Below are 15,878 nucleotides of genomic sequence, written 5' to 3'. Positions count from 1 at the left end.
CTGTCGATTCGCGTGGGCGATTACTTGCGGATCGGCTTACGCGGACCTTTACGGGTACGCGCGTTAGTCTTGGTACGCTGACCGCGCACTGGAAGACCACGACGATGACGCAGACCACGGTAGCAACCGAGGTCCATCAAACGCTTGATTTTCATGTTGATTTCGCGACGCAGGTCACCTTCAGTGGTGAACTTCGCCACTTCGCCACGCAACAGCTCAATCTGCTCGTCGCTCAGATCTTTGATCTTTGCGGCTGGGTTTACCCCAGTATCTGCGCAAATTTTCTGCGCAGTAGTGCGACCAACACCATAGATGTAGGTCAGCGAGATAACAGTGTGCTTGTTATCTGGAATGTTAACGCCTGCAATACGGGCCATTCAGTGGGACTCCAATTGACAGCTACCTACGCCCCGGAAGCCAAGAAATAGGGCGCGAGATAATATCGCTGTAATAACAAATAATCAACCCGGCAGCGCACTAGCTGCCGGGCTTCAAGCGGATCACACTCAGCCTTGGCGCTGTTTGTGACGCGGTTCCGCGCTGCAAATTACTCGAACAACACCTTCGCGGCGAATAATCTTGCAGTTACGGCACAGCTTTTTCACCGATGCACGAACTTTCATCACCAACTCCTCGAACCTTATGGGGTACTCAGCGCAACATGCCGCTGCCGTAGCCCTTCAGGTTGGCTTTCTTCATCAGGGATTCGTACTGGTGCGAAACGAGGTGCGATTGTACTTGGGACATGAAGTCCATCACAACCACGACCACGATCAGCAACGAGGTCCCGCCAAGGTAGAACGGAACGTTTGCTGCAACCACCAGGAACTGGGGAAGCAAGCACACGGCCGTCATATATAGAGCACCGAACAGGGTCAAACGAGTCAGAACGCCATCAATGTAGCGCGCAGACTGCTCACCTGGACGGATGCCCGGAATAAAGGCACCGGACTTCTTCAGGTTTTCCGCTACGTCTTTCGGATTGAACATCAACGCCGTATAGAAGAAGCAGAAGAAAATAATCCCTGCACTAAACAGCAGAATATTCAACGGCTGACCAGGAGCGATCGACTGAGAGAGGTCCTGCAGCCAGCCCATATTTTCAGACTGACCAAACCAGGTACCCAACGAAGCCGGAAACAGCAAAATGCTGCTCGCGAAAATTGCCGGAATAACACCGGCCATATTCACTTTCAGCGGCAAGTGGCTGGTCTGCGCAGCAAAGACCTTACGGCCCTGCTGACGCTTGGCGTAGTGAACAGCAATACGACGCTGGCCACGCTCAATGAACACCACAAAACCGATAATCGCTACTGCCAGCAAACCGATGGCAACCAGGGCGAAAATATTGATATCACCCTGACGCGCAGACTCGAAAGACTGCCCGATTGCTCTCGGAAGACCGGCGACGATACCTGCGAAAATCAACATCGAGATACCGTTACCAACACCACGCTCAGTAATCTGCTCACCCAGCCACATCATGAACATCGCACCAGCCACAAACGTGGATACCGCGACGAAATGGAAGCCAAAGTCACCAGTGAACGCAACACCCTGCCCGGCCAAGCCAACGGACATGCCGATAGCTTGAACCAGGGCGAGGATGACAGTGCCGTAGCGGGTGTACTGGCTAATCTTGCGACGGCCAGCTTCACCTTCCTTCTTCAACTGCTCCAGCTGCGGGCTGACGGCGGTCATCAGTTGCATGATGATCGATGCCGAGATGTACGGCATGATCCCCAGTGCAAAGATGCTCATCCGTTCCAGCGCGCCGCCGGAAAACATGTTGAACAAGCTAAGAATGGTCCCCTCATTCTGTCGAAACAGGTCTGCGAGTCGGTCCGGGTTGATACCTGGAACCGGGATGTGTGCGCCTATTCGGTAGACGATAATCGCCAGGAACAGAAAACGCAGACGAGCCCAAAGTTCAGACATACCGCCTTTGCCGAGCGCTGAGAGAGCACCTTGCTTAGCCATTTATTCCTCGAACTTGCCGCCAGCTGCTTCGATAGCCGAACGCGCACCTTTGGTGGCGCCGATTCCCTTGCCGATAGTGACAGCGCGAGTCACTTCACCGGACAGCATGATTTTCACACGCTGTACGTTGACGTTGATCACGTTGGCATCTTTCAGGGTCTGCACAGTAACGATGTCGCCTTCCACTTTAGCCAGCTCGGACAGACGCACTTCTGCGCGATCCATAGCTTTCAGGGATACGAAACCGAACTTAGGCAGGCGACGATGCAGCGGCTGTTGACCGCCTTCAAAGCCTGGAGCGATGGTGCCACCGGAGCGGGAGGTTTGACCTTTGTGGCCACGGCCACCAGTCTTACCCAAACCGCTACCGATACCACGGCCCGGACGATGCTTTTCGCGACGGGAACCCGGCGCTGGACTCAGATCATTGAGTTTCATCGATTAACCCTCTACACGCAGCATGTAGTAAGCCTTGTTGATCATCCCGCGATTCTCGGGAGTATCCTGGACTTCTACAGTGTGACCGATGCGACGCAGACCCAAACCTTTAACGCACAGTTTGTGGTTAGGGATGCGGCCGGTCATGCTTTTGATCAGCGTTACTTTAACGGTAGCCATGATCAGAAGATCTCCTTGACAGTCAGACCACGCTTGGCAGCGATGGACTCAGGAGATTGCATAGCTTTCAAACCTTTGAAAGTGGCGTGAACCACGTTTACCGGGTTAGTCGAGCCGTAGCACTTGGCCAGAACGTTCTGAACACCAGCCACTTCGAGGACAGCACGCATAGCGCCACCAGCGATGATACCGGTACCTTCAGAAGCAGGCTGCATGTACACCTTGGAAGCGCCATGGGCGGATTTCATTGCGTACTGCAGAGTGGTGCCGTTCAGATCAACTTGGATCATGTTGCGACGAGCAGCTTCCATTGCCTTCTGGATCGCAGCAGGCACTTCACGTGACTTGCCACGGCCGAAGCCAACACGCCCTTTACCATCACCTACCACTGTCAACGCGGTGAAAGTGAAGATACGGCCGCCTTTAACGGTTTTGGCTACGCGGTTAACTTGAACCAGCTTCTCAATGTAGCCTTCGTCGCGCTTTTGGTCGTTATTTGACATAACTTAGAACTCCAGCCCAGCTTCACGAGCAGCATCAGCCAGCGCTTTCACGCGACCGTGGTACTTGAAGCCAGAGCGGTCGAAAGCCACTTGCGAGACGCCGGCGGCCTTAGCACGCGTAGCGACCAGCTGGCCAACCTTTGTGGCCGCGTCGATGTTGCCAGTGGCACCATCACGCAGTTCTTTATCCAAAGTCGAGGCGCTTGCCAGGACTTTGTTGCCGTCGGCCGAGATGACCTGGGCGTAGATGTGCTGCGACGAGCGATACACGCAGAGACGCACGACTTCGAGTTCGTGCATTTTCAGGCGTGCTTTGCGAGCGCGACGCAGTCGAGTAACTTTTTTGTCGGTCATTTGCTATGCCCTACTTCTTCTTGGCTTCTTTACGACGGACGACTTCGTCCGCGTAGCGCACACCTTTGCCTTTGTACGGCTCTGGTGGACGGAAGTCGCGGATCTCAGCGGCCACCTGACCTACCAGCTGCTTATCGATGCCCTTGATCAGGATATCGGTTTGGCTAGGGGTCTCAGCGGTGATGCCTTCCGGCAGTTCGTAATCCACTGGGTGCGAGAAGCCAAGGGCCAGGTTCAAAACCGTGCCTTTTGCTTGCGCTTTGTAACCAACACCGACCAGCTGGAGCTTACGCTCGAAGCCTTGGCTTACGCCTTGGACCATGTTGTTTACCAACGCACGCGTGGTACCGGCCATTGCGCGAGTTTGTTGATCGCCATTGCGAGCAGCGAAACGCAGCTCACCAGCTTCTTCAACGATCTCAACGGACGAATGGATGTTCAGTTCAAGAGTACCCTTGGCACCCTTCACCGAAAGCTGTTGGCCTGCGAATTTGACTTCGACACCGGCTGGCAGCTTAACGGGGTTCTTAGCGACGCGTGACATGCTTATCCCCCCTTAGAACACAGTGCAAAGAACTTCGCCGCCGACACCGGCAGCGCGCGCAGCACGATCCGTCATCACACCTTTGTTGGTGGAGACGATAGACACACCCAGACCGCCACGAACTTTCGGCAGATCTTCGGCGGACTTGTACTGACGCAGGCCTGGACGGCTAACGCGCTTCACTTCCTCGATGACCGAACGGCCTTCGAAGTACTTCAGCTCGATGGACAGCAGTGGCTTGGTTTCGCTGCTGATCTGATAACCCGCAATGTAGCCTTCGTCTTTCAGGACTTTGGCAACAGCTACCTTCAACTTGGAAGATGGCATGCTTACGACGGACTTTTCAGCCATCTGGGCATTACGGATACGAGTTAGCATGTCCGCTAACGGGTCCTGCATACTCATGGGCTAGACGCTCCTAATACAAAAAAATTAGCCTTGCGGCTACATATGTCGCCGAGAATCTCCGAGCGTAAAAAACACGGGCTCAGGCGAGCCGCGTATTTTAGACACACTACGGAAATGAAACAAGCCCCAAAAGGGGCTTGTTCCAGATTCAAGGTCACCGGCGGTCAGTATCTTGCGACTCAGACCACCCGGACGTTGAAAGTACTTACCAGCTGGCTTTAACCAGACCTGGTACGTCACCACGCATTGCCGCTTCACGCAGTTTGTTACGGCCGAGGCCGAACTTGCGGTAAACGCCGTGTGGACGACCGGTCAGGCGGCAGCGGTTACGCATGCGCGAAGCGCTTGCGTCACGTGGCTGCTTCTGCAGGGCAACTGTAGCTTCCCAACGCGCTTCTGGACTTGCGTTCAGATCAACGATGATTGCTTTCAGTGCTGCACGCTTCTTGGCGTACTTGGCAACCGTGAGCTGACGCTTCAGCTCGCGGTTTTTCATGCTCATCTTGGCCATGGTCCTACTCCAATCAGTTGCGGAACGGGAATTTGAAAGCACGCAGCAGGGCGCGACCTTCATCATCGTTCTTGGCAGTGGTGGTCAGGGTGATGTCCAGACCGCGGAGAGCATCGATCTTGTCGTAGTCGATTTCCGGGAAGATGATCTGCTCTTTCACGCCCATGCTGTAGTTACCACGACCATCGAAGGACTTGGCATTCAGGCCGCGGAAGTCGCGAACCCGAGGCAGGGAGATCGACAGCAGACGATCCAGGAATTCGTACATACGCTCACGGCGCAGAGTCACTTTGACGCCGATCGGCCAACCTTCACGGACTTTAAAGCCAGCGATGGATTTCCGAGCGTAAGTCACAACGACTTTTTGACCGGTGATCTTTTCCAGGTCAGCTACAGCGTGTTCGATGACTTTTTTGTCGCCGACCGCTTCGCCAAGACCCATGTTCAGGGTGATTTTGGTAACGCGTGGAACTTCCATCACGTTCGAAAGCTTAAGTTCTTCCTTAAGTTTCGGTGCGATTTCTTTCCAGTAAATCTCTTTTAGTCGTGCCATGGTCTTCTACCTAGCAGTGTTCAAGCATCAACCGCTTTTTGGGTCGACTTGAAGACACGAATTTTCTTGCCATCTTCTACTTTGAAACCAACGCGGTCAGCCTTGTTGGTTTCGCCGTTGAAAATGGCGACGTTAGAAGCGTCCAGTGGAGCTTCTTTTTCGACGATACCGCCTTGTACGCCCGACATCGGGTTAGGCTTGGTATGACGCTTAACCAGGTTCAGACCACCGATAACCAGACGGTTATTAGCGAGAACCTTAAGCACCTTACCGCGCTTACCTTTGTCTTTGCCGGCGATCACGATGATCTCGTCGTCACGACGAATCTTTTGCATGTCGGATCTCCTTACAGCACTTCTGGGGCGAGCGAGACGATCTTCATGAACTTCTCAGTACGAAGTTCACGGGTCACTGGCCCAAAGATACGGGTGCCGATCGGCTCTTGCTTGTTGTTCAGAAGAACAGCAGCGTTGCCATCAAAGCGGATAATGGAGCCATCAGCACGGCGTACGCCGTGACGAGTGCGGACTACAACAGCAGTCATCACTTGGCCTTTTTTCACTTTACCGCGAGGAATTGCTTCCTTCACGGTAACTTTGATGATGTCACCGATACCAGCGTAACGACGATGGGAGCCACCCAGCACCTTGATGCACATAACGCGGCGAGCGCCGCTGTTATCGGCCACATCGAGCATGGATTGAGTCTGAATCATATAATTTCTCCGACCCCTAGTCCTTAGACTTCCACAGCGCGTTCGAGAACATCAACCAGCGCCCAAGACTTGGTCTTGGCCAGGGGACGAGTTTCACGAATAGTGACTTTGTCGCCGATGTGGCACTGGTTGGTTTCGTCGTGCGCGTGCAGCTTAGTCGAACGCTTAACATATTTACCGTAGATCGGGTGCTTAACGCGACGCTCGATCAAAACGGTGATGGTTTTGTCCATCTTGTCGCTGACAACACGGCCAGTCAGCGTACGGACAGTCTTTTCGGCTTCAGCCATGATCACTTACCTGCCTGCTGGTTGAGCACAGTCTTCACGCGAGCAATGTCACGCTTAACTTGCGAGAGCAGATGAGACTGCCCCAACTGGCCAGTTGCTTTCTGCATACGCAGATTGAACTGGTCGCGCAGCAGGCCGAGCAGTTGCTCGTTCAGCTGCTGTGCGGATTTTTCACGAAGTTCATTCGCTTTCATCACATCACCGTCCGTTTAACAAAGGAGGTGGCGAGCGGCAGCTTTGCAGCAGCCAGGGCGAAAGCCTCACGCGCCAGCTCTTCAGAAACACCCTCGATTTCATACAGGACTTTACCTGGCTGAATCTGGGCTACCCAGTATTCCACGTTACCCTTACCTTTACCCATCCGAACCTCAAGAGGTTTTTTGGAGATCGGCTTGTCCGGGAATACACGGATCCAGATCTTGCCGCCACGTTTTACGTGACGGGTCAGAGCACGACGCGCTGACTCGATCTGACGAGCGGTGAGACGACCACGAGCTACAGACTTCAGCGCGAACTCGCCGAAGCTGACTTTGCTACCGCGCTGAGCCAGACCACGGTTGTGGCCTGTCATCTGCTTGCGGAACTTCGTACGCTTAGGTTGCAACATTTGGCGTACCCCTTACTTAGCAGCTTTTTTACGAGGCGCTGGTGCTTGTGGTTTCAGTTCTTCTTGGCGACCACCAATTACTTCGCCTTTGAAGATCCAAACCTTTACACCGATCACACCGTAAGTGGTGTGAGCTTCGTAGTTGGCATAGTCGATGTCGGCACGCAGGGTGTGCAGTGGCACACGACCTTCGCGATACCATTCAGTACGTGCGATTTCAGCACCGCCGAGACGACCGCTCACTTGGATTTTGATGCCTTTGGCACCAATGCGCATGGCGTTCTGTACAGCGCGCTTCATAGCGCGACGGAACATTACGCGACGCTCCAGCTGCTGAGCTACGCTCTGCGCAACCAGCATACCGTCGAGCTCCGGCTTACGGATCTCTTCGATATTGATGTGCACAGGCACACCCATTTGCTTGGTCAGGTCCTGACGCAGTTTCTCAACATCTTCACCTTTCTTCCCGATAACGATACCTGGACGAGCGGTGTGGATGGTGATACGTGCAGTTTGCGCCGGACGATGGATATCGATACGGCTTACGGACGCGCTTTTTAGTTTGTCTTGGAGATACTCACGCACCTTCAGATCAGCGAACAAATAGTCCGCATAAGTCCGACCGTCTGCGTACCAGACGGAGGTGTGCTCCTTGACGATTCCCAGGCGAATGCCAATGGGATGTACTTTCTGACCCATCTCTTCGACTCCGTTACTTGTCAGCAACCTTGACAGTGATATGGCAAGACCGCTTGACGATGCGATCAGCACGGCCTTTGGCACGTGGCATGATGCGCTTCAGCGAACGCCCTTCGTTGACGAAAACGGTGCTGACCTTCAGGTCATCAACGTCTGCGCCTTCGTTATGCTCGGCGTTGGCTACGGCCGACTCCAGCACTTTCTTCATGATCTCGGCGGCTTTCTTACTGCTGAAAGCCAACAGGTTGAGCGCTTCGCCCACCTTCTTCCCGCGGATCTGGTCGGCGACCAAGCGGGCTTTCTGGGCGGAGATTCGAGCGCCCGACAACTTAGCGGCTACTTCCATTTCCTAACCCCTTAACGCTTGGCTTTCTTGTCTGCCACGTGCCCACGATAAGTGCGGGTACCGGCAAACTCGCCTAGTTTGTGGCCGACCATGTCTTCGTTCACGAGAACTGGGACGTGCAAGCGACCGTTGTGTACAGCGATGGTCAAACCGACCATTTGTGGCAGGATCATCGAACGACGCGACCAGGTCTTAACTGGTTTGCGATCGTTCTTTTCCGCCGCCACTTCGATCTTCTTCAGTAGGTGAAGATCAATAAAAGGACCTTTTTTCAGAGAACGTGGCACTGTCGTATCCCTCTATTTACTTGCGACGACGGACGATCATTTTGTCGGTACGCTTATTACCACGAGTCTTCGCGCCCTTAGTCGGGAAGCCCCATGGCGATACCGGATGACGACCACCAGAGGTACGACCTTCACCACCACCGTGTGGGTGGTCAACCGGGTTCATGGCAACACCACGAACGGTTGGGCGAACGCCACGCCAGCGTTTGGCACCAGCTTTACCCAGCGAACGCAGGCTGTGCTCGGAGTTCGAGACTTCGCCCAGGGTCGCGCGGCATTCAGCCAGCACTTTACGCATCTCACCAGAACGCAGACGCAGGGTCACGTAGACACCCTCACGAGCGATCAGCTGAGCCGAAGCACCAGCGGAACGAGCGATTTGCGCGCCTTTACCTGGCTTCAATTCGATGCCGTGTACGGTGCTACCAACTGGAATGTTGCGCAGTTGCAGAGCGTTGCCCGGCTTGATCGGCGCCAAGGCACCTGCGATCAGCTGGTCACCAGCACTCACGCCTTTAGGGGCGATGATGTAGCGACGCTCGCCATCTGCGTACAGCAGCAGTGCGATGTGAGCAGTACGGTTTGGATCGTATTCAATACGCTCGACAGTGGCGGAGATGCCATCTTTGTCGTTGCGACGGAAATCGACCAGACGATAATGCTGCTTATGGCCACCACCGATGTGACGAGTGGTAATACGACCATTGTTGTTACGACCACCAGTCTTCGATTTTTTCTCGAGCAGCGGTGCGTGAGGAGCGCCTTTATGCAGCTCCTGGTTGACCACCTTGACCACAAAACGGCGGCCAGGGGAAGTCGGTTTGCATTTAACGATTGCCATGATGCACCCCTTCCTTACTCAGCACTGCTGCTGAAATCGAGATCTTGGCCTGGCTGAAGGGAGATAACTGCCTTCTTCCAGTCATTACGCTTGCCCAGACCGCGAGCAGTGCGCTTGCTCTTACCCAGAACATTCAGGGTAGTAACACGCTCTACTTTCACGCTGAACAGGCTTTCGACGGCCTTCTTGATTTCCAGCTTGGTTGCGTCAGTTGCAACCTTGAAAACGAACTGGCCTTTCTTGTCAGCCAGAACCGTAGCCTTTTCGGAAACGTGCGGGCCAAGCAGAACTTTAAATACGCGTTCCTGGTTCATCCCAGCAGCTCCTCGAATTTCTTCACGGCCGACACGGTGATCAACACCTTGTCGTATGCGATCAGACTAACTGGATCGGAACCTTGCACGTCACGTACATCAACGTGTGGCAGGTTGCGAGCAGCCAGGTACAGGTTCTGATCAACAGCTTCCGACACGATCAAAACGTCGGTCAGGCTCATGTTGTTCAGTTTGCCCAGCAGATCTTTGGTTTTTGGACTCTCAACAGCGAAATCCTGAACCACGACCAGACGGTCAGTACGCACGAGTTCAGCAAGGATGGAGCGCAGAGCTGCGCGGTACATCTTCTTGTTGAGCTTCTGCGAGTGATCCTGTGGACGAGCTGCGAAAGTGGTACCGCCGCCACGCCAGATTGGGCTACGGATAGTACCGGCACGAGCACGGCCAGTACCTTTCTGACGCCAAGGGCGCTTACCGCCACCACGAACGTCGGAACGGGTCTTTTGCTGCTTGCTACCTTGACGGCCGCCGGCCATGTAGGCCACGACTGCTTGGTGAACCAGCGTCTCGTTGAACTCGCCGCCAAACGTCAGTTCGGAAACTTCGATCGCTTGAGCGTCATTTACATTTAATTGCATGTCAGCTTCCCCTTAACCGCGAGCCTTGGCCGCTGGACGTACAACCAGGTTGCCGCCAGTAGCGCCAGGAACAGCACCCTTGACCAACAACAGATTGCGTTCAGCGTCGACGCGCACTACTTCGAGGGACTGCACGGTCACGCGCTCAGCGCCCATATGACCGGACATTTTTTTGCCCTTGAATACACGACCAGGAGTCTGGCACTGGCCAATAGAGCCCGGGACGCGGTGGGAAACGGAGTTACCGTGAGTGTTGTCTTGGCCACGGAAATTCCAACGCTTGATCGTACCCTGGAAGCCTTTACCTTTGGACTGACCGGTTACATCAACCAGTTGACCAGCGGCGAAGATTTCAGCGTTGATCAGATCGCCAGCCTGGTAGTCGCCGTCTTCGAGACGGAACTCCATAACAGTGCGACCAGCTGCAACGTTTGCTTTAGCGAAGTGACCTGCTTGAGCAGCAGTCACGCGCGAAGCACGACGCTCGCCGACAGTGACTTGCACTGCACGATAGCCATCGGTCTCTTCAGTTTTGAACTGGGTGACGCGATTCGGTTCGATCTCAATGACCGTGACCGGAATGGAGACACCTTCTTCGGTGAAAATACGGGTCATACCGCATTTACGACCGACTACACCAATAGTCATGTTGTAAACCTCATGAGTGTACGGGGCTTTCACCCGCTATGGCCGCCCATTTCAGAGCGTTACACGACTAAGACCCAAGTCTTAGCCGAGGCTGATCTGTACTTCCACACCGGCCGCCAGATCGAGCTTCATAAGTGCATCAACGGTTTTATCCGTTGGCTGGACGATGTCCAGTACGCGCTTATGAGTACGGATCTCGTACTGGTCACGCGCGTCTTTGTTGACGTGCGGGGAGACCAGAACGGTGAACCGCTCTTTACGGGTAGGCAGTGGAATTGGACCACGCACTTGAGCACCAGTACGTTTCGCGGTTTCCACGATTTCCTGGGTGGATTGGTCGATCAGGCGATGGTCAAAAGCCTTCAACCTGATACGGATTTGCTGATTTTGCATTGGATTTCAGACTCCGGCTGCTATTCCCAGCGAGCGCAATACGCCCGTTAAAAGGAGGCGCAATTCTATAGACGCCCCAGATAGGTGTCAACCCAATAAAAAGGCCCCCGCTAAGCGGGGGCCTTCTCAAAAAACCGAGCTATCTCAGAAGAGATAATTACTCGATGATTTTAGCTACAACACCAGCACCAACGGTACGGCCACCTTCGCGGATAGCGAAACGCAGACCGTCTTCCATTGCGATGGTTTTGATCAGGGTGACAACCATTTTGATGTTGTCGCCTGGCATTACCATTTCAACGCCTTCCGGCAGCTCGCAGTTACCAGTCACGTCAGTAGTACGGAAGTAGAACTGTGGACGGTAGCCTTTGAAGAACGGAGTGTGGCGACCGCCTTCTTCTTTGCTCAGCACGTACACTTCAGCTTCGAACTTGGTGTGCGGCTTAACCGAACCTGGCTTGACCAGAACCTGGCCACGCTCAACGTCGTCACGCTTGGTACCACGCAGCAGAACGCCGCAGTTCTCGCCAGCACGACCTTCGTCGAGCAGCTTACGGAACATTTCAACACCGGTGCAGGTGGTGACGGTAGTGTCACGCAGACCAACGATTTCCAGTGGATCTTGAACCTTAACGATACCGCGCTCGATACGACCAGTCACAACAGTACCACGACCGGAGATCGAGAATACGTCTTCGATTGGCATCAGGAACGGCTTGTCGATAACACGGACTGGATCTGGGATGTAGCTGTCCAGAGTCTCAACCAGTTTACGAACGGACGTGGTGCCCATTTCGTTGTCGTCTTTGCCTTCCAGAGCCATACGAGCAGAACCGATGATGATCGGAGTGTCGTCGCCTGGGAAGTCGTAAGTGCTCAGCAGATCGCGCACTTCCATCTCAACCAGTTCCAGCAGCTCAGCGTCGTCTACCAGGTCAGCCTTGTTCAGGTAAACCACGATGTACGGAACGCCTACCTGACGGGACAGCAGGATGTGCTCACGGGTTTGTGGCATCGGACCATCAGCGGCCGAGCAAACCAGGATCGCGCCGTCCATCTGGGCAGCACCGGTGATCATGTTCTTCACATAGTCAGCGTGACCTGGGCAGTCAACGTGAGCGTAGTGACGGATCAGCGAGTTGTATTCAACGTGCGCGGTGTTGATGGTGATACCACGAGCTTTCTCTTCTGGTGCGCTGTCGATTTTATCGAAATCAACGATTGCAGAACCGAATACTTCGGAGCAAACGCGAGTCAGAGCAGCAGTCAGAGTGGTTTTACCGTGGTCAACGTGACCGATAGTGCCAACGTTGACGTGCGGTAGGGAACGATCAAATTTTTCTTTAGCCACGACAATTAACTCCTTGCCTAAAGGACTGAATCAGCCTTGTTTTTTGGATACAGTTTCAGCGATGTGCGCCGGAGCTGTGTTGTATTTTTTGAATTCCATAGAGTAGCTTGCGCGACCCTGGGACATGGAGCGAACGTCGGTCGCATAACCGAACATCTCACCCAACGGAACCTCGGCGCGAATCACTTTGCCGGAAACCGTGTCTTCCATACCCAAGATCATGCCGCGACGACGGTTAAGGTCGCCCATGACATCACCCATATAGTCTTCAGGTGTAACAACTTCTACCGCCATGATTGGCTCAAGCAACTCACCACCGCCCTTCTGGGCCAGTTGCTTGGTTGCCATGGAAGCAGCCACCTTAAACGCCATCTCGTTGGAGTCGACGTCGTGGTAAGAACCGTCAAAAACGGTTGCTTTCAGGCCGATCAGCGGATAGCCGGCAACAACACCGTTCTTCATCTGCTCTTCGATACCCTTCTGGATAGCAGGGATGTATTCCTTAGGAACAACACCACCTACTACTTCGTTCACGAATTGCAGACCTTCCTGACCTTCGTCAGCAGGAGCAAAACGGATCCAGCAGTGACCGAACTGACCACGACCGCCGGACTGACGAACGAACTTGCCTTCGATTTCACAGTTCTTCGTGATGCGCTCACGATAGGAAACCTGAGGCTTACCGATGTTGGCTTCGACGTTGAACTCACGGCGCATCCGGTCAACCAGGATGTCCAGGTGCAACTCGCCCATGCCGGAGATGATCGTTTGACCAGTCTCTTCATCAGTTTTGACGCGGAAAGATGGATCTTCCTGAGCAAGCTTGCCCAGAGCGATACCCATTTTTTCCTGGTCATCCTTGGTCTTAGGCTCTACGGCAACCGAAATAACCGGCTCCGGGAAGTCCATGCGAACCAGGATGATTGGCTTGTCAGCGTTGCACAAAGTTTCACCAGTGGTGACGTCCTTCATGCCGATCAAGGCCGCGATGTCACCAGCGCGCACTTCCTTGATTTCTTCACGGGCGTTTGCGTGCATTTGCACCATACGACCCACGCGCTCTTTCTTGCCTTTAACCGAGTTGATCACGCCGTCGCCGGAGTTCAACACGCCCGAGTAAACACGGACGAAGGTCAAGGTACCCACGAATGGGTCAGTGGCAATTTTAAATGCCAGAGCGGAGAACGGTTCTGCGTCGTCTGCATGACGCTCCAGCTCGATAGTCTCGTCATCCGGGTCGGTACCCTTGATGGCAGGAATATCAACAGGTGCTGGCAGATAGTCGATCACAGCATCGAGAACCAGGGGAACACCCTTGTTCTTGAACGAGGAACCGCAAACAGCCAAGACGATCTCACCAGCAATAGTACGCTGACGCAGAGCAGCCTTGATTTCCACGTTGGTGAGCTCTTCACCTTCGAGGTACTTGTTCATCAGCTCTTCGTTGGCTTCAGCCGCAGCTTCAACCATGTTGTTGCGCCACTCGTCAGCCAGTTCCTGCAACTCTGCAGGGATAGGCTTGCGAACAGGAACCATACCTTTGTCAGCGTCGTTCCAGTAAACCGCTTCCATGGTCAGCAGATCGATCTGGCCTTGGAAGTTGTCTTCGGAACCGATAGCCAACTGGATTGGCACTGGGGTGTGACCCAGACGTTGCTTGATCTGACCGATCACGCGCAGGAAGTTGGCACCAGCACGGTCCATCTTGTTTACGTAAACAAGACGTGGAACGCCGTATTTGTTGGCTTGACGCCATACGGTTTCCGACTGAGGCTCAACACCCGAGGTGCCGCAGAACACAACGACAGCGCCGTCGAGTACGCGCAGGGAACGCTCAACTTCAATGGTGAAGTCTACGTGGCCTGGGGTATCGATTACGTTGAAACGGTGCTCGTCTTTGTACTGCTTCTCGGAACCCTTCCAGAAGGCGGTAATAGCAGCAGAAGTAATGGTAATACCACGCTCCTGCTCCTGAACCATCCAGTCTGTGGTCGCGGCGCCGTCATGCACCTCGCCCATTTTGTGACTTTTGCCGGTGTAAAACAGTACGCGCTCAGTGGTGGTGGTTTTACCAGCATCCACGTGAGCAACGATACCGATGTTACGGTAGCGGCTAATCGGAGTAGTACGAGCCATAAAGCCCTCGCAAAATTAGTGAAGCTAAGATTAGAAGCGGTAGTGCGAGAAAGCTTTGTTAGCTTCAGCCATACGGTGCACGTCTTCACGCTTCTTAACAGCAGCACCTTTACCTTCAGCAGCGTCCAACAACTCGCCGGCCAAACGCAGAGCCATAGACTTCTCGCCACGCTTACGGGCGAAGTCTACCAACCAGCGCATTGCCAGGGCGTTACGACGGGACGGACGAACTTCAACCGGAACCTGGTAAGTAGCACCGCCTACACGGCGCGACTTCACTTCGACCAGCGGAGCGATGGCGTCGAGAGCTTTCTCGAAGATTTCCAGGGGGTCGCTGTTCTTGCGTTCTTTAACCTTTTCCAGCGCGCCATAAACGATACGCTCGGCAACGGCTTTCTTGCCGCTTTCCATCACGTGGTTCATGAACTTGGCCAGAATTTGGCTTCCGTATTTTGGATCGTCAAGCACTTCGCGCTTGGCTGCTACGCGTCTTCTTGGCATGGATAAGCCCTCAAACGGTCTTCAGGTTCGCTCGGAATCGGTGCCCTTTCGGGACGCCTCCGACCTTACTCTTATCGACTCAGAAAATAAGATGATTCAGTTTTGCAAAAAGCCGCTACTACTTAGGCTTCTTGGTACCGTACTTCGAACGACCCTGGTTACGACCTTTAACGCCGGAAGTATCCAAGGAGCCGCGTACGGTGTGGTAACGAACACCTGGCAAGTCTTTTACACGACCGCCGCGGATCAGTACCACGCTGTGCTCTTGCAGGTTGTGACCTTCACCACCGATGTACGAGGAAACCTCGAAACCGTTGGTCAGGCGCACACGGCATACTTTACGCAGTGCCGAGTTAGGTTTTTTCGGCGTAGTGGTATACACGCGAGTGCATACGCCACGACGTTGCGGGCAGTTCTGCAGCGCAGGCACGTCGGATTTCTCGACGATACGCTTACGCGGCTGACGTACCAGCTGGTTGATAGTTGCCATCTACTAGCTCCACTGTTGTCTTGCGACGCTATTGTCTTGCAAGAAAAGCAAAATGGCAGGAACGAATTCCCGCCAAATTTAGGGGTACAAGAGTCTAAAGAGGATCTTGCCCCCAGTCAAGGCAAGGCCCCGACCTCCCCTCTCGTCGAACCGGGGCAAATTTGCCTCGTTCCGACGAATGGGGCTGCCA

Annotated in this window: 28 protein-coding genes; all 28 read right to left on the bottom strand. The window is 54.1% G+C overall.

Annotated features, from left to right (window positions below; translation table 11 throughout):
• Positions 1–20 precede the first annotated feature (20 nt).
• The 28 genes from rpsM to rpsL all read right to left on the bottom strand — a co-directional run bounded on the left by rpsM (position 21) and on the right by rpsL (position 15,688).
• Positions 21–377 carry a 30S ribosomal protein S13 gene (gene rpsM / locus K7431_RS10175; protein ID WP_003210063.1) on the bottom strand — a complete coding sequence of 119 codons (357 nt, stop codon included), beginning with the start codon at positions 375–377 and terminating at the stop codon, positions 21–23.
• Positions 378–506: 129 nt separating this feature from the next.
• The gene (rpmJ, locus tag K7431_RS10170) at positions 507–623 is read right to left on the bottom strand and encodes a 50S ribosomal protein L36 (RefSeq protein ID WP_002555468.1); all 117 of its coding nucleotides are present in this window, start codon (positions 621–623) and stop codon (positions 507–509) included.
• A gap of 28 nt (positions 624–651) precedes the next feature.
• Positions 652–1,980, bottom strand: coding sequence for a preprotein translocase subunit SecY (gene secY / locus K7431_RS10165; protein ID WP_003176406.1), 1,329 nt, complete (start codon positions 1,978–1,980; stop codon positions 652–654).
• Positions 1,981–2,418: a 50S ribosomal protein L15 gene (gene rplO / locus K7431_RS10160; RefSeq protein ID WP_003176407.1), complete on the bottom strand. Its 438-nt coding sequence runs from the start codon at positions 2,416–2,418 to the stop codon at positions 1,981–1,983.
• 3 nt (positions 2,419–2,421) lie between these two features.
• The gene (gene rpmD, locus K7431_RS10155) at positions 2,422–2,598 is read right to left on the bottom strand and encodes a 50S ribosomal protein L30 (RefSeq protein ID WP_003176408.1); all 177 of its coding nucleotides are present in this window, start codon (positions 2,596–2,598) and stop codon (positions 2,422–2,424) included.
• A gap of 2 nt (positions 2,599–2,600) precedes the next feature.
• The gene (rpsE, locus tag K7431_RS10150) at positions 2,601–3,101 is read right to left on the bottom strand and encodes a 30S ribosomal protein S5 (protein WP_003176409.1); all 501 of its coding nucleotides are present in this window, start codon (positions 3,099–3,101) and stop codon (positions 2,601–2,603) included.
• A 3-nt stretch (positions 3,102–3,104) separates the two neighbouring features.
• Positions 3,105–3,455 carry a 50S ribosomal protein L18 gene (gene rplR / locus K7431_RS10145; RefSeq protein ID WP_015886135.1) on the bottom strand — a complete coding sequence of 117 codons (351 nt, stop codon included), beginning with the start codon at positions 3,453–3,455 and terminating at the stop codon, positions 3,105–3,107.
• 10 nt (positions 3,456–3,465) lie between these two features.
• The gene (gene rplF / locus K7431_RS10140; protein WP_003176412.1) at positions 3,466–3,999 is read right to left on the bottom strand and encodes a 50S ribosomal protein L6; all 534 of its coding nucleotides are present in this window, start codon (positions 3,997–3,999) and stop codon (positions 3,466–3,468) included.
• Between the two features lie 12 nt (positions 4,000–4,011).
• Positions 4,012–4,404 (bottom strand): 30S ribosomal protein S8, encoded by a 393-nt coding sequence (gene rpsH / locus K7431_RS10135; protein WP_010566853.1) that lies wholly within the window; start codon positions 4,402–4,404, stop codon positions 4,012–4,014.
• 208 nt (positions 4,405–4,612) lie between these two features.
• Positions 4,613–4,918 (bottom strand): 30S ribosomal protein S14, encoded by a 306-nt coding sequence (gene rpsN / locus K7431_RS10130; RefSeq protein WP_003176414.1) that lies wholly within the window; start codon positions 4,916–4,918, stop codon positions 4,613–4,615.
• Positions 4,919–4,931: 13 nt separating this feature from the next.
• Entirely contained in the window at positions 4,932–5,471 is a 540-nt protein-coding gene (gene rplE, locus K7431_RS10125; protein WP_003176415.1) for a 50S ribosomal protein L5, read from the bottom strand.
• Between the two features lie 20 nt (positions 5,472–5,491).
• The gene (gene rplX / locus K7431_RS10120; protein ID WP_003176416.1) at positions 5,492–5,806 is read right to left on the bottom strand and encodes a 50S ribosomal protein L24; all 315 of its coding nucleotides are present in this window, start codon (positions 5,804–5,806) and stop codon (positions 5,492–5,494) included.
• Between the two features lie 11 nt (positions 5,807–5,817).
• Positions 5,818–6,186, bottom strand: a complete 369-nt coding sequence (gene rplN / locus K7431_RS10115) for a 50S ribosomal protein L14 (protein ID WP_002555479.1) — start codon at positions 6,184–6,186, stop codon at positions 5,818–5,820.
• Between the two features lie 23 nt (positions 6,187–6,209).
• Positions 6,210–6,476: a 30S ribosomal protein S17 gene (gene rpsQ, locus K7431_RS10110; protein ID WP_003176419.1), complete on the bottom strand. Its 267-nt coding sequence runs from the start codon at positions 6,474–6,476 to the stop codon at positions 6,210–6,212.
• A 2-nt stretch (positions 6,477–6,478) separates the two neighbouring features.
• Positions 6,479–6,670 (bottom strand): 50S ribosomal protein L29, encoded by a 192-nt coding sequence (rpmC, locus tag K7431_RS10105; protein WP_002555481.1) that lies wholly within the window; start codon positions 6,668–6,670, stop codon positions 6,479–6,481.
• Positions 6,670–7,083 (bottom strand): 50S ribosomal protein L16, encoded by a 414-nt coding sequence (gene rplP / locus K7431_RS10100; protein ID WP_003176421.1) that lies wholly within the window; start codon positions 7,081–7,083, stop codon positions 6,670–6,672. The genes rpmC and rplP overlap by 1 nt, the downstream gene beginning before the upstream one ends.
• A gap of 12 nt (positions 7,084–7,095) precedes the next feature.
• Positions 7,096–7,782 (bottom strand): 30S ribosomal protein S3, encoded by a 687-nt coding sequence (gene rpsC / locus K7431_RS10095; RefSeq protein ID WP_003176422.1) that lies wholly within the window; start codon positions 7,780–7,782, stop codon positions 7,096–7,098.
• 13 nt (positions 7,783–7,795) lie between these two features.
• Complete coding sequence (rplV, locus tag K7431_RS10090) at positions 7,796–8,128, bottom strand: 50S ribosomal protein L22 (protein WP_003103908.1); 333 nt, start codon at positions 8,126–8,128, stop codon at positions 7,796–7,798.
• An 11-nt stretch (positions 8,129–8,139) separates the two neighbouring features.
• Entirely contained in the window at positions 8,140–8,415 is a 276-nt protein-coding gene (gene rpsS / locus K7431_RS10085; RefSeq protein ID WP_003232420.1) for a 30S ribosomal protein S19, read from the bottom strand.
• 16 nt (positions 8,416–8,431) lie between these two features.
• On the bottom strand, positions 8,432–9,256 hold the full coding sequence (gene rplB / locus K7431_RS10080) for a 50S ribosomal protein L2 (protein ID WP_003176423.1): 825 nt from the start codon (positions 9,254–9,256) through the stop codon (positions 8,432–8,434).
• A 14-nt stretch (positions 9,257–9,270) separates the two neighbouring features.
• The gene (rplW, locus tag K7431_RS10075) at positions 9,271–9,570 is read right to left on the bottom strand and encodes a 50S ribosomal protein L23 (protein ID WP_002555488.1); all 300 of its coding nucleotides are present in this window, start codon (positions 9,568–9,570) and stop codon (positions 9,271–9,273) included.
• Positions 9,567–10,169, bottom strand: a complete 603-nt coding sequence (gene rplD, locus K7431_RS10070; RefSeq protein ID WP_003176424.1) for a 50S ribosomal protein L4 — start codon at positions 10,167–10,169, stop codon at positions 9,567–9,569. The genes rplW and rplD overlap by 4 nt, the downstream gene beginning before the upstream one ends.
• A gap of 12 nt (positions 10,170–10,181) precedes the next feature.
• Positions 10,182–10,817, bottom strand: coding sequence for a 50S ribosomal protein L3 (gene rplC / locus K7431_RS10065; RefSeq protein WP_003194649.1), 636 nt, complete (start codon positions 10,815–10,817; stop codon positions 10,182–10,184).
• Between the two features lie 81 nt (positions 10,818–10,898).
• Positions 10,899–11,210: a 30S ribosomal protein S10 gene (gene rpsJ, locus K7431_RS10060; protein WP_003186070.1), complete on the bottom strand. Its 312-nt coding sequence runs from the start codon at positions 11,208–11,210 to the stop codon at positions 10,899–10,901.
• A 157-nt stretch (positions 11,211–11,367) separates the two neighbouring features.
• Positions 11,368–12,561, bottom strand: coding sequence for an elongation factor Tu (gene tuf / locus K7431_RS10055; RefSeq protein WP_003176426.1), 1,194 nt, complete (start codon positions 12,559–12,561; stop codon positions 11,368–11,370).
• A gap of 30 nt (positions 12,562–12,591) precedes the next feature.
• Positions 12,592–14,697 (bottom strand): elongation factor G, encoded by a 2,106-nt coding sequence (gene fusA, locus K7431_RS10050; protein WP_015886136.1) that lies wholly within the window; start codon positions 14,695–14,697, stop codon positions 12,592–12,594.
• Between the two features lie 30 nt (positions 14,698–14,727).
• Positions 14,728–15,198 (bottom strand): 30S ribosomal protein S7, encoded by a 471-nt coding sequence (gene rpsG / locus K7431_RS10045; protein ID WP_002555493.1) that lies wholly within the window; start codon positions 15,196–15,198, stop codon positions 14,728–14,730.
• A 118-nt stretch (positions 15,199–15,316) separates the two neighbouring features.
• The gene (gene rpsL, locus K7431_RS10040) at positions 15,317–15,688 is read right to left on the bottom strand and encodes a 30S ribosomal protein S12 (RefSeq protein ID WP_002555494.1); all 372 of its coding nucleotides are present in this window, start codon (positions 15,686–15,688) and stop codon (positions 15,317–15,319) included.
• Positions 15,689–15,878 lie beyond the last annotated feature (190 nt).

The sequence above is a fragment of the Pseudomonas fluorescens group sp. genome (assembly GCF_020093335.1).
GTDB classification, from domain to species: domain Bacteria; phylum Pseudomonadota; class Gammaproteobacteria; order Pseudomonadales; family Pseudomonadaceae; genus Aquipseudomonas; species Aquipseudomonas petroselini.
The sequence above is the reverse complement of the archived record's forward strand: the minus strand, read 5'-3'. Positions and strand labels throughout refer to the sequence as shown.